Genomic DNA, 12,459 nt, shown 5'->3' with positions numbered 1-12,459 from the left:
AAGCTATTCCTCAACCTTGACGATCTCGCTGCTATCCTGATTCATTTCCGAAAAAATGCCCCAGATGGCAATGAACAGTGCCGCCACCAGCGGGCCGATCACGATTCCGTTGATCCCGAATAGCTGCAACCCGCCGAGCGTCGAGATCAGCACCACGTAATCGGGCATTCGCGTGTCGCGGCCGACCAGCATTGGCCGGACGAGATTGTCGGCCATGCTGATCAGGAACACACCGCACAGCACCAGCACGATACCCTGCCAGACAGCGCCGGTAACGAACAGAACCAGCGCAACCGGAACCCAGACAAAGCCTGTACCAATTGCCGGAATCAGCGAGAATATCCCCATGAGCACAGCCCATAACAGGGCTCCGCGAATATCGAGCGCCCAGAAAACCAGACCGCCAAGACTGCCCTGGATGATCGCAATGATCAGGCTGCCCTTGATCGTCGCACGGATGACGACAAGGAATTTCTCCATCAGAATTTCGCGTTTTTCCGCGCTCAGCGGAATGATGTCTTCGATCCGGTCGGCCAGCGCTCGCCCGTCACGCAGCAGGAAAAAGGTCAGGTACATCATGACGCCAAGACTCAACAGAAACTGGAAGGCACCCTGCCCGACGCTCAGCAACCGGCTGACCAGAAACTCGAGAATGGCGGAAATCGACTGTTCTATCTCCGCCCTGATGCTCGCAAAATCGCCATAGCCATAAGCGGCGAGCTGGTTCTGTACCCATTGCGGCAGGGAATTTTCAAACGCCTCGAAAACCGCACCGAAGTCTATTTCTCCGTCCTGAATTCGCACATAAATACTCGTCGCTTCCTCAGCCAGCGCCATACCGAGCAAGATCGTCGGGACCACCACCAGCAGTAATATCAGGATCAAGGTGATCGCCGCGACCAGATTGGTCCTGCCCGGCAGATAGTCCAACAGGCGGTCATAGACCGGACGGAAAAGTACCGCGACAACGACGCCCCAGACAATGGCGCCGAAAAACGGTTCGATCAGGACCCCAAATGCCAGCGAGATAATCACAAGAAGCGTGATCAGAAAGCCCCATTCGACACGCTTTTTCGATGTTTCCCGATTGTCCATATCATGTCGCTCTTATTGGGTCTGCTCGCGCAACCGTGTTCAATCTTGTCTGGCCAGCGAATACGGCAAGATTCGAGATCGGGCAAGGATCAGGCGTCATTGCCAGTCGAGATATCTGCACTATCTATAACGGACAGGAAACGCGAAAGCGTATCGACGGGGGGTAAAACGGAGAACGATCAGCGCAATGGCCGACGACAATATTCCGCCAATTCTGGCCAACTGGTTTGCCTCGCGCGGCTGGGCAGTGCGCGAGCACCAGCTGGCAATGCTCGCGGCGGCCCGGGCGGGACGCAATGCCTTGCTGACGGCGCCAACCGGTGCAGGCAAGACTTTGGCGGGGTTTTTGCCGACTCTTGTTGATCTTATTGACGGCGGGGACAAGACATCCGTTGGTGCTGAGTCTGTCGAAAGATCGAGACCCGCGCAACCAGCCCTTCGACAAGCTCAGGACGAACGGATGGGGCTTGGTGCCACGACGAATGAAAGGACCGTTCGTGCTGAGCCTGTCGAAGCATCTGGCCAGACACAAGCTAGCCTTTCAGAAACTCCGGGCAGACGGAGCGCGCTCCACACGCTTTATATCTCGCCGCTCAAGGCCCTCGCGGTGGACGTCCAGCGCAACCTGCTGACGCCGATCGAGGAAATGGGTCTGCCGATCACGGTCGAGACCCGCAGCGGCGACACGCCGGCCAGTCGCAAGGCGCGCCAGCGGGTCAAGCCGCCGCAGATATTGCTGACCACCCCTGAATCGCTCAATCTGCTACTCAGCCAGCCAGAAAGTTTCGCTCTGTTCGCCGGTCTCAGGCGGGTGGTGATCGACGAGGTCCATGCCTTCGCCACCGGCAAGCGCGGTGACCTGCTAGCGCTCTCGCTTGCGCGGTTGCAGAAAATAGCGCCGGAGATGCAGCGGGTCGCCTTGTCGGCGACGGTGGCCGAGCCGGACGATTTTCGCGCATGGCTCGCCCCTTATGGTGATATCGACACGGTGACCCATGTGCTTGGCGCGGAGGGCGCGCCGGCCGACGTATCGATCATGCTGCCCGAAACACCCGAAGGCGAGCCGGTGCGCGTGCCCTGGGCCGGCCATGCCGGGACCTATGCGATACCGCAGGTGATGGAGCAGATACGCAAGAACCGGATGACATTGGTCTTCTGCAACACGCGGTTTCTGGCCGAATATACTTTCCAGAAGCTGTGGGACATCAACGAAGATAATCTCGCGATCGGTGTCCATCACGGCAGTCTGTCCCGGGAAGCGCGACGCAAGGTCGAGAACGCCATGGCGTCAGGCAAGATGCGCGCGCTCGTCTGCACCGCTTCGCTCGACCTCGGGGTCGACTGGGGCGATATAGATTGCGTGATCCAGATGGGCGCGCCGAAAGGATCATCGCGCCTGCTACAACGGATCGGCCGCGCCAATCACCGGCTGGATGTATCGTCCAAGGCTTTGCTGGTGCCCGGAAACCGTTTTGAATATCTCGAGGCGCAGGCGGCGCTTGATGCGGTCAATGAAGGGCGCCGCGATGGCGAGCCGTTTCGTGCTGGTGGTCTTGATGTGCTCGCCCAGCATGTGATGAGCTGCGCCTGCGCCGGACCGTTTCAGGAGGATGATCTGCTCGACGAAGTGCAGTCCGCCCTGCCCTATAGCGCCCTGTCGAAAGAGCAGTTCGGGCGGGTGCTCGATTTCACCCGCGACGGCGGCTATGCGCTCAAGGCCTATGACAAGTTCAAGCGGTTGCGGCGGGATGCGAAGGGCGTATGGAGCCTGACCCATCCGAAATTTGCCGCCCAGCACCGGCTCAACGCCGGGATCATCGTCGACGGGGCGATGATGAATGTCCGGTTCAAGAATGGTCGCAATCTCGGCAAGGTCGAGGAAGGCTTTGCCGCGATGCTGTCGATTGGCGATACGTTTTTCTTTGCCGGGCTGAGCCTCGAGCTGATCAAGATGGATGCCAGCGATGTCATCGTCCGCGCGGCCAAGAAAGCGGCCATGATCCCGAGCTATGGCGGAGCGCGGCTGCCGCTGAGCACCCATTTGTCCGACCGGGTACGCGCTTTTCTGACCGACCGCGCGGGCTGGGCGCGCTTCCCCGACGATGTCCGTGAATGGCTGGAGATGCAGGACCATCGTTCGGTCATGCCCGAGCCGGGGCAATTGCTGGTCGAGACTTTTCCGCACAAGAAGCTGCATTATATGGTCTGTTACAGTTTCGAAGGCTGGAACGCCCACCAGTCGCTCGGCATGTTGCTGACCCGGCGGATGGAGGATCGCGGCCTCAAACCGGTCGGCTTTGTCGCCAATGATTATGCGCTGGCCTGTTACAGCATCGAGCCGGTGACCGATCCCGGCGCTTTGTTCAGCGCCGACATATTGGAGGATGAATTTTTCGACTGGGTCGAGGGCTCCCATCTACTCAAACGCGCCTTCCGCGAGGTCGCGGTGATCAGCGGTCTGGTCGAGCGCCAGCATCCGGGCAAGCGCAAGACCGGCAAGCAGGTCACCTTCTCGACCGATCTGATCTTCGATGTATTGCGCAAATATGAACCGGACCATCTGCTGATGCAGGCGGCCTGGGCGGACGCGCGGGCGCGGATGACTGATGTCGGCCGACTCGGCGATCTGCTCGACCGGGCGGCGGACTCGATCATCCATGTCGAGCTGGAGCGGGTCAGCCCGCTCGCGGTGCCGGTGCTGGTGATGATCGGCCGCGAACATGTCGCGCAAGGGGCAACCGACGATGCGCTGCTGATCGAGGCGGAAACGCTGATCAACGAGGCGATGAAAGTGGATTAGCGCCCGACGTCTCATCGCGCGGGATTAGGAAGGATGCGGTTTTTAGCGTAAGGTGAGCAAATGGCCTGCCCGACAATCCTGCTTCCCCTCTGCGCGTCGCTATTCGCGACCCAGCTTGCAGTGGCCATTCCGGTCGAACCGGAAACCGAAGCCTATATTGCCGATACCATGCCCGGGCAGTTTCTCGATCCCGATGCCGAACAGATAGCGATCGCACAGGACCGGGTCGAACGGATGACCGTATCGGTCAGCATCGCCCAGGACGGTCCTTATCAATTCATCATCGATACCGGCTCGCAGCGTACCATATTGTCCAAGGAGATTGCCGGCGCGCTGGCGCTCGATCTGGAAGACGAGGTCAAGATTGTCGCTCTCGCCGGCACGACTGTCGTGCAGACCGTCTATGTCCCCAGCCTGACTCTGGGCAAGCGCAGCTATGACAGCCTGGTTTCGCCGATATTCCGGTCCGCCAATCTCGGGGCCGACGGCGTCCTCGGGCTCGACAGCCTGCAAGGGCAACGGATATTGTTCGATTTTGTCGGCAAACAAATCTCGGTCGGCGATACCGGCGAAAAACTGCGCAGCCAGTCGCGCCGCGAGATCGTGGTGACGGCAAGACGCCGATCCGGGCAGCTGATCTTCACCAACGCGACGATCGCCGGGGTCAAGACCAGCGTGATTATCGATACCGGCGGCGAGCTGTCGATCGGCAACAAGGCGCTGCAACGGCGATTGCGGCTGAAATCCTCCGCGCTGGAGCAGACCAATTTGATCGATGTCACCGGCCGTTCGGTGGCCGCCGATTATGGCATCGCCGAGGAATTGCTGATCGGCCGCGCCCGCTTTGGCGTAATCCCGATAGCCTTTGCCGATATCGCGCCATTCAAGGCCTTGAAGCTGGACAAGAGGCCGGCGCTGTTTCTGGGCATGGATGCGCTGCGCAAATTTGACCGGGTGGCGATAGATTTCGCCAACCGGAAAATATATTTTCTGCTGCCGGAGGGAGTCTAGCAATGTTGTTGGTCGAGGCCAGACAGCAGTTCATGCCATCCCTGTGGCAAGCCCCAAGCCGGAGCCTAGACTGAAGCTGCCCGGAGCGAACAGATCGGAGATATTATGTCGGCCTTTTTGATGAGCATGCCCGCAATTTTGGCATCGGCCCTGACGTTCGCCTATCCCGTTCCCCTCGGCCAGACGGTAACGCCCGGCAGCTTGACCAATCCCGTGGGCGAAATTGTCGATATCGACGCAGACCGAGCAAAGCGGATGACCGTGCCGGTCAGTATCGAAGGCAACGGGCCCTTCTCCTTCGTTATCGATACCGGCGCCGAACGGACCGTGATATCGCGCAGGATCGCAGATAATCTGGCATTGGAAGGCGAAGAACAGGCGCAGTTGATGAGCATCGCCGGCACCTCGATGGTCGACATGGTGTTTGTGCCGAGCCTGACTCTGGGCCGGAAAAGCTATGGCGGCCTGATTTCCCCTGTCCTGTCGGCGCAGCATATCGGGGCAGATGGTATATTGGGCCTCGACGGTTTGCAGGACCAGCGAATCCTGTTCGATTTCCTCGCCGATCAGATCATCATCGAGGATGCTGAAAATGCCCGCGACCTGCCACGGTCTCGCGAAATCGTGGTCACCGCTAAACGGCGTTCGGGCCAGTTGATTTTCACCGATGCGACGATATCGGGTGTCGAGGTCAACGTCATCATCGATACCGGAGCCCAGGTCTCCATCGGCAATATGGCGCTACAGAAGCGACTGCGCAAACGCGCCAGGGAATTGGGCGATGAAAACCTGTTGATCGCGGTTACCGGAGAAACTTTGGGGGTAGAATTTGGCCGGGTACGCGAATTTCGCATCGGCCGCGCCCGCTTCGCCAGCCTGCTGGTAGCATTCGCCGACGCGCCGCCGTTCGAACGGTTCGGACTGGCCAACAAGCCGACCCTGTTGCTGGGGATGGACGTATTGCGCAAATTTGACCAGGTCGCGATCGATTTTCCAAAACGGAAAATCCATTTTCTCGCGCCGAGGACCGCCCGGTCCTACGCTGACTAGGCGAGCAGTGGCTGGATCGAATTTTGCGCATGCTGAAAGCCATGTTTCCCGCAAACCGTACCGGCTTAAATCGCTTTTTGGAAAATAATATGGATTAAACCAGCTCTCGGCTTCGTTGCCTCCTCACACAGACAAGCATCCGCCTCACGGTCGCGTTGCTTTATCTTCCAGGAGCGAACCAACCATGCGTATCTTTCTTACTCTACCGATAATCCTCGCCGCCGCCAGCCCGGCCCTCGCTCAGGATAGCAGCGATCAACAGAATATCAGCCCGCAAGACAAAACCCAGTTCCGGCTTCTCGCCGGCGTTGACCATGTCGAAGGAGATGTCGGCGAAGGTCTCGAATATCAGACCGTCTTTGCCACCACCGGCGTAGCGATGACCAAAGGCCGGTTCAGCGCGTCAGCCTCGATCCCCTATATTTCCTCGACCGCTCCGCAAGAGGTCATCATCAACCAAGGCGGGCTGTTCGGCACGCCGCTGCTTGGATCGAACGGCACCCAGAGCGGCCAGGTCAAACGCGAGGGCATCGGCGACCTTTCTCTCGCCGCTGCCTATCAGCTGCCCGTCTCTGGTGCCGACGCCAGCATCGGCGCCTCCGTTAAAGTCCCGACCGCATCGCGGGAGAAGGGACTCGGAACCGGCAAGGTCGATTATGGAGTCTCCGGCCAGCTTTCCAAGAAACTTGGTGCGGTCGTGCCGTTCGTGGGCGCAGGCTATACGATCATCGGTGAGCCGGATAATTTCGAAACGCGCAACACATTGTCAGGAACCGCAGGCAGCCATCTGCTGCTCGGCAAGAACAGCGCGCTGACCGCTTCCTATAACTACGAACAGTCCGCGTCCTCCAGCATTGGCGACAGCCAGAGCATCAACATGGGTTTCGGCACCAACCTGACCCGCTCGGTCCGGATCGGCGTCGATGGCGCCCTCGGCTTGTCCGACGCCGCGCCGGATACGCGGGTCGGGCTGAAACTTCATGTCGGGATTTGATAAGGGGCGTGCGGCCTAAGCAGCTGCTTGCAGAGCAAAAACCGGCTCAACATCCCCACTCATCCACTGCGGATATTTCACCATCGTCGTGGCGAATAACGGCGAGGCAAGATGATCGCCGAGCCATTTCTGCAGCGCTGGCAGAGGCAATTGGTCGAACCAGTCGCGGTCATTATTGGCGAACTGGCGGACGAAGGGGAATATCGCGTGATCGGCGAGGCTGGGCTGGGCACCCATTAGCTGGCCGGATGGCTGGATCAGGGCATCGAGCTTCTCCAGAAATTCCAGTCCGCCAGCGCGGTGATCTAGCGGGTCGACATTTTCGTAGCGCGTAGGATATTTATAGCGGTCGAGATGGTCTTTGAACGGGCCGTCGGCTTCGGCGATCAGCGCGGTTTCGGTCTCATTGCCCTGCAACCAGCCTTGCGGATCATTCCGGGCCAGCGCCCAGTGCATGATCGCCAGGCTTTCATCGATCACTTGCCCGTCGGGCAGCACCAGCACCGGCACCGTGGCCTTCGGCGAAGCGGCGATCATTTCTTCGGGTTTGTTGCGCAGCACGACTTCTCGCAAACGAGCCGGAGTTGCGCTGATCAGCAACGCCATCCGCGCGCGCATCGCATAGGGGCAGCGCCGGAAGCTGTAGAGGACCGGCATTTCGGTCATGGCGGTCATGCCGAGCCGAGATGCTGGCGGCCTTCCTCGGCCGCTTGCTCTACCTGACGCTGGCGTTCGCGATAGCGGGCGCGCTGTTCGTCGCTGCGCTGGTCGATACAATGCGGGCAGGCTTCGCCAGGAACATAATCGGGCGAGGCGCGGTCGGCGGGGTTGAGCGGCATCCGGCAGGCATAGCATTGGCCATAGTCCGATTCCTGCAGGCCGTGGCCGACAGCAACACGCTGGTCGAACAGGAAGCAATCGCCCTGCCACAGGCTTTCCGCTTCGGGCACATGTTCGAGATACTTCAATATCCCGCCCTTGAGATGGTGGACATCGTCAAAGCCCTGCGCCTTTACATAAGCGGTCGCCTTTTCGCAGCGGATCCCGCCGGTGCAGAACATCGCGATCTTGGGCTGTTTGCTGTCCTTCTGGCGCAATTGCTCGGAAAATTCGTCGAACCATGCGGGGAAGTCGCGGAAACTCTTGGTGTCCGGATTGATCGCGCCGTCAAAGCTGCCGATCGCCACTTCATAGCCGTTGCGGGTGTCGATCACCACCGTGTCGGGGTCGGCGATCAGGTCATTCCATTCACGGGGGTCGACATAATCGCCCTTGGCTTCGGCGGCATCAATGCCGTCCACGCCCATCGAGACGATTTCTTTCTTCAACCGGACCTTCATCCGCAGGAAGGGCATAGTGCTGGCCTCGGAATATTTCACCTCCAGCCCGGTGAACAGAGGCAGCGACCGCAGATAGGCGATGACCGCATCAATAGCGTCGGGCGTCCCGGCGATGGTGCCGTTAATCCCTTCGTCGGCGAGCAGGATCGTGCCCTTGAGATGATGGGCCTCGCATTGCGCGAGTATATCGAGCCGCAGGGCCGCGGGATCATCCACGCGGGCGAAATGATAGAGCGCGGCGACTTTGCTGGGAGCGTTGGTATCGGTCATGGCAGCGCATATAGGGCGGCTTGACGCAAAATTCCAACCCGGCGACTTGCATCATCTGCATGTTCATCGCATAGCGAGCCATGGTTCCCCTTCTGTTCGCCAATCACCGCTTTGATATTGTCGCTCCCGCTGCGCTGTTCTGGCCTGCGAGGAACGCGCTGCTGGTGGCCGACCTCCATCTGGAAAAAGCGAGCTTTTACGCGCGTCAGGGGCAGATGTTACCGCCTTATGACAGCCAGGCGACGCTGGCGGAACTGGCCGGTCTGGTCGCCGAAACTGGCGCGACGACGGTTTTCTGCCTCGGCGACAATTATCATGATGGCGAGGGCGAGGCGCGGCTCGAACCGGAGGCCGCAAGGCAGCTTGTCACAATGACGGGCGCGCTCGAGTGGATCTGGATCACCGGCAATCACGACCGCGATGTTGCCGGCACATGGGGTGGGCAGGTGGTCGACGAATGGACCGGCGAAGGGCTCGCTCTCCGCCACCAGGCCAGCGCCGACAGCATATTGCCCGAGATTTCCGGCCATTATCATCCCAAATATCGCATCGCAGTGCGCGGCCGCCATGTTTCGCGGCGCTGCTTCGTCAAAGGGTGTCATCATCTGATCATGCCCGCTTTCGGCGCGCTGACGGGTGGTATGGCGGCACAGGATCCAGCCATCGAGGCCTGCGTCGGCGGTCCGGCCGAAGCGATTATCGGTCTTAAGCAGAAACCGGTGAGATTCCCGCTGCCATTTCGGGAAACGGGCATAGAAATGATCGATCAACCGCAGCTTGCATTGCCTCTGGCCACCACCGCCCGCTGACTGCTAACGGCGCGGTCATGGATCGATTCACACCCTATCGCGAGCAACTGGATGCGCTGGAAAAGGCAGGTCGCAAGCGGCATCTGACAGTGCCGTCCGGTAAAGATTTCTCGTCCAATGATTATCTCGGCCTGTCGCGCAGCCCTTACCTCAAAGCAGTCGCGCAGAATGCGATCGCCGACGGCGTTGCGCACGGATCGGGCGGGTCGCGGCTACTCGGTGGCAATCATCCCGAGCATGAAGCGCTCGAAGCCTTCGCCGCTAGCCATTATGGCGCGGAATCCAGCCTTTTCTTCGGGTCCGGCTTTGCTGCCAACACGGCCCTGTTCGCGACCCTGCCGCAGACCGGTGATCTGGTTCTCCATGACGAATATATCCACGCCAGCGTCCATGACGGCATGAGGTTAGGGCGGGCAGAGTTCAGGTCGTTCCGCCACAATGATTGCAATGCGATCGAGCGGGAAATCCGGGCGTGGCGAGCATCCGGTGGCAGCGGAACGGTCTGGATCGCGGTGGAAAGCCTGTACAGCATGGACGGCGACCGCGCGCCGCTGGCCGATCTCGCGCGGATCACTGACATTCATGACGCCATTTTGGTAATCGACGAGGCTCATGCGGTGGGAGTCTATGGCGAGGGCGGTATCGGGCTGTCCGGCGACCTGGGTAGCCGGGAAAATGTCATCATTTTGCGCACCTTCGGCAAGGCATTGGGCGGCGAAGGCGGCTTGCTGACCATGGCGAGCATCTTGCGCGAATTTTTCATCAACCGCGCGCGTCCGTTTATCTTTTCGACCGCACCAAGCCCATTAACCGCGCATCTCGCCCATCATGCCATCGCTCATGTCGCGGGCAACCCGTCTCTACAGGCCGAATTAGCCGACCATATAGGGTTCGCGCGATCCTGTTTCGCAGGGCTTTCGCTTGGCGACCACCAGGACAGCCAGATTTTTCCGGTCATAATCGGCGAAGACCGGATGACGATAGATGTGGCGGCAAGGCTGCAGGCCCAGGGGTTCGACGTTCGCGCCATTCGCCCGCCGACGGTGCCAGCAGGAACCGCCCGCCTGCGCATCTCGCTCACTCTCAATGTCACCCGGGACGATATTCAAGAACTTGCAGCCGCTTTGCACGCAGCGCTGTCCATGGAGAAAGCCGCATGAGCAGAACATTTGTCATCACCGGAACCGACACCGATATCGGCAAAACCGTCTTTGCCGCCGCGCTGACCGCGGCCATGGGCGGATATTACTGGAAACCGGTGCAGGCAGGATTGGCGGACGGCACCGACAGCGAGGCCGTCGCGCGGATTGGCGGCGTTGATCCTGGCAAGATCCTGCCCGAACGCTATCGGCTCAAAATCCCCGCCTCGCCACATTATGCGGCGGCACAGGAGGGTATCGAAATCGCGCTGGATGACTTCGTGATCCCTCAGGTCGACGGCACGCTGGTCATCGAGGGCGCCGGCGGCGCGCTGGTGCCGGTGAATCCGGACCTGCTGTTCGCCGATCTCTTTGCCCACTGGGTCCTGCCAGTGATCATCGTCGCCTCTACCAGGCTTGGAACGATCAATCACAGCCTGCTGACGATCGAGGCGCTGAGTCGCCGCGGTGTGCCGATTTACGGCGTGGCTTTTTCCGGTCCGGAGAATGTGGATAGTGAACAGACCATCTGCCAGATCGGCAATGTCCGGCATCTCGGGCGTCTGCCGATGATCGACAGCCTCACGCCGGATGACGTCAAGGCAGCCTTTGCATCGCACTTCAATCTGGCGGACTTCACAATATGAGCATCAATATCTGGCACCCGTTCACCCAGCACGGTCTCGGCGAGCCGATTCCCGAGATCGCGCGCGCCGAGGGTGCGGTACTCTATCGGGCGGACGGGACGCGAATCATCGACGCGATATCGAGCTGGTGGGTGCAGACCCATGGCCATTGTCATCCGCGGATCGTCGCCGCCATCCAGCAGCAGAGCGCGACGCTGGACCAGATGATTTTTGCCGGGTGGACGCATGAGCCGGCGCGAGAGCTGGCCGCCGGCCTATCGGAATTTCTGCCCGAATCGCTCGAGCATATATTCTTTTCCGACAGCGGGTCGACGGCGGTCGAGGTCGCATTGAAAATGGCGCTCGGTTATTGGCATAATCGCGGGGAAAAGCGTCAGAAAATCCTCGTCATGGAGCATAGCTATCACGGCGACACGATCGGCGCGATGTCGGTCGGCGCGCGCGGCGTGTTCAACCAGGCTTATTCGCCCTTGTTGTTTGATGTTGGTACTATCATTTTCCCGGAGGCGGAAGCCAAACAGCAGACGCTGGACCAACTCGAAGCCTATTGCAGCGACAAGGATCATCCGGCCGCCGCGCTGATCGTAGAGCCGCTGATCCTCGGCGCCGGCGGCATGAAAATATATGGTCCTGAAATATTGAAGCAGATGGCGGAAATCTGCCGCAAACACGATGTCCTGTTCATTGCCGATGAAGTGATGACCGGCTGGGGCCGCACCGGGACCGTCTTTGCCTGCGAACAGGCCGGAGTCGATCCGGATATATTGTGCATGGCCAAGGGCCTGACCGGCGGCGTCATCCCGTTGGCGGTAACCGCCGCCACCGACGCAATCTATCAGGCGCATTATTCGCAAGACCGCGCACAGATGTTTTTTCACTCGAGCAGCTTCACCGCCAACCCGATTGCCTGCGCGGCGGCCAATGCCAATCTCGCGATCTGGCGCGACGAACCGGTTCAGGAGCGGATAAATACCATTATCGCCTCTCATCGCGTCTTTGCAGCCCGGCTGGGAGACAGATCAGCAGTCAGCGGATTGCGCCAGTGCGGCACCATTTTGGCCTTTGAAATTGACGATGGTGCAGGTGACTATATGTCCAGCCTGGGACCGGAACTCCTGCGGTTTTTCCGGGATCGCAACATTTTACTTCGGCCATTGGGCAATACGGTTTACATCATGCCACCATATTGCATCGACGGCGAGGATCTTAAATCCATTTATGGCGTTATTGAACAAGCTGTCGACCATTTCGGCAATCGCTGAGCCGCCGGCTCGGGAAAGTTTTTTGCATAAGCCGGAAAAACC

General features: G+C 59.7%; 11 protein-coding genes. 8 read left to right on the top strand and 3 right to left on the bottom strand.

What is annotated here, in order from left to right; all coding sequences use genetic code 11:
- Positions 1-3 precede the first annotated feature (3 nt).
- On the bottom strand, positions 4-1,095 hold the full coding sequence (locus tag V7680_RS01715; protein WP_335651554.1) for an AI-2E family transporter: 1,092 nt from the start codon (positions 1,093-1,095) through the stop codon (positions 4-6).
- A 187-nt stretch (positions 1,096-1,282) separates the two neighbouring features.
- Between V7680_RS01715 and V7680_RS01710 the strand changes: the two genes are divergently transcribed.
- The 4 genes from V7680_RS01710 to V7680_RS01695 all read left to right on the top strand — a co-directional run bounded on the left by V7680_RS01710 (position 1,283) and on the right by V7680_RS01695 (position 6,950).
- Positions 1,283-3,895: a ligase-associated DNA damage response DEXH box helicase gene (locus tag V7680_RS01710; RefSeq protein ID WP_335651553.1), complete on the top strand. Its 2,613-nt coding sequence runs from the start codon at positions 1,283-1,285 to the stop codon at positions 3,893-3,895.
- 60 nt (positions 3,896-3,955) lie between these two features.
- Entirely contained in the window at positions 3,956-4,906 is a 951-nt protein-coding gene (locus V7680_RS01705; protein WP_335651552.1) for an aspartyl protease family protein, read from the top strand.
- A gap of 120 nt (positions 4,907-5,026) precedes the next feature.
- A complete protein-coding gene (locus tag V7680_RS01700) occupies positions 5,027-5,956 on the top strand; it encodes a retroviral-like aspartic protease family protein (protein WP_335651551.1) in 930 nt (309 codons plus the stop codon).
- Positions 5,957-6,140: 184 nt separating this feature from the next.
- Complete coding sequence (locus V7680_RS01695) at positions 6,141-6,950, top strand: transporter (RefSeq protein WP_335651550.1); 810 nt, start codon at positions 6,141-6,143, stop codon at positions 6,948-6,950.
- 15 nt (positions 6,951-6,965) lie between these two features.
- Here V7680_RS01695 and V7680_RS01690 read toward each other — a convergent pair whose 3' ends face one another.
- A complete protein-coding gene (locus tag V7680_RS01690; protein WP_335651549.1) occupies positions 6,966-7,616 on the bottom strand; it encodes a glutathione S-transferase in 651 nt (216 codons plus the stop codon).
- 5 nt (positions 7,617-7,621) lie between these two features.
- Complete coding sequence (gene trhO / locus V7680_RS01685; protein ID WP_335651548.1) at positions 7,622-8,560, bottom strand: oxygen-dependent tRNA uridine(34) hydroxylase TrhO; 939 nt, start codon at positions 8,558-8,560, stop codon at positions 7,622-7,624.
- A gap of 80 nt (positions 8,561-8,640) precedes the next feature.
- Here trhO and pdeM point away from each other — a divergent pair, with 80 nt between their 5' ends.
- Genes pdeM through V7680_RS01665 form a run of 4 tightly spaced genes read left to right on the top strand, consistent with a single transcriptional unit; the run spans position 8,641 to position 12,417 of the window.
- On the top strand, positions 8,641-9,369 hold the full coding sequence (gene pdeM, locus V7680_RS01680) for a ligase-associated DNA damage response endonuclease PdeM (RefSeq protein WP_335651547.1): 729 nt from the start codon (positions 8,641-8,643) through the stop codon (positions 9,367-9,369).
- Positions 9,370-9,386: 17 nt separating this feature from the next.
- Positions 9,387-10,529 (top strand): 8-amino-7-oxononanoate synthase, encoded by a 1,143-nt coding sequence (locus V7680_RS01675; RefSeq protein ID WP_335651546.1) that lies wholly within the window; start codon positions 9,387-9,389, stop codon positions 10,527-10,529.
- On the top strand, positions 10,526-11,155 hold the full coding sequence (bioD, locus tag V7680_RS01670) for a dethiobiotin synthase (protein WP_335651545.1): 630 nt from the start codon (positions 10,526-10,528) through the stop codon (positions 11,153-11,155). The genes V7680_RS01675 and bioD overlap by 4 nt, the downstream gene beginning before the upstream one ends.
- Positions 11,152-12,417 carry an adenosylmethionine--8-amino-7-oxononanoate transaminase gene (locus V7680_RS01665; RefSeq protein WP_335651544.1) on the top strand — a complete coding sequence of 422 codons (1,266 nt, stop codon included), beginning with the start codon at positions 11,152-11,154 and terminating at the stop codon, positions 12,415-12,417. The genes bioD and V7680_RS01665 overlap by 4 nt, the downstream gene beginning before the upstream one ends.
- The last annotated feature ends 42 nt before the right edge of the window (positions 12,418-12,459 follow it).

Origin of the sequence: Parasphingorhabdus sp. (assembly GCF_036963705.1) — a bacterium.
Lineage (GTDB): Bacteria > Pseudomonadota > Alphaproteobacteria > Sphingomonadales > Sphingomonadaceae > Parasphingorhabdus.
This window is presented reverse-complemented; position numbering and strand designations above follow the sequence as displayed.

Bases quoted from the DNA above. Each gene is read 5' to 3' on its own strand.
- V7680_RS01690 (WP_335651549.1), bottom strand. From the start codon at position 7,616: ATGACCGAAATGCCGGTCCTCTACAGCTTCCGGCGCTGCCCCTATGCG.
- V7680_RS01665 (WP_335651544.1), top strand. From the start codon at position 11,152: ATGAGCATCAATATCTGGCACCCGTTCACCCAGCACGGTCTCGGCGAG.
- V7680_RS01700 (WP_335651551.1), top strand. From the start codon at position 5,027: ATGAGCATGCCCGCAATTTTGGCATCGGCCCTGACGTTCGCCTATCCC.
- pdeM (WP_335651547.1), top strand. From the start codon at position 8,641: ATGGTTCCCCTTCTGTTCGCCAATCACCGCTTTGATATTGTCGCTCCC.
- trhO (WP_335651548.1), bottom strand. From the start codon at position 8,560: ATGACCGATACCAACGCTCCCAGCAAAGTCGCCGCGCTCTATCATTTC.
- V7680_RS01705 (WP_335651552.1), top strand. From the start codon at position 3,956: ATGGCCTGCCCGACAATCCTGCTTCCCCTCTGCGCGTCGCTATTCGCG.
- V7680_RS01695 (WP_335651550.1), top strand. From the start codon at position 6,141: ATGCGTATCTTTCTTACTCTACCGATAATCCTCGCCGCCGCCAGCCCG.
- V7680_RS01675 (WP_335651546.1), top strand. From the start codon at position 9,387: ATGGATCGATTCACACCCTATCGCGAGCAACTGGATGCGCTGGAAAAG.
- V7680_RS01710 (WP_335651553.1), top strand. From the start codon at position 1,283: ATGGCCGACGACAATATTCCGCCAATTCTGGCCAACTGGTTTGCCTCG.
- V7680_RS01715 (WP_335651554.1), bottom strand. From the start codon at position 1,095: ATGGACAATCGGGAAACATCGAAAAAGCGTGTCGAATGGGGCTTTCTG.
- bioD (WP_335651545.1), top strand. From the start codon at position 10,526: ATGAGCAGAACATTTGTCATCACCGGAACCGACACCGATATCGGCAAA.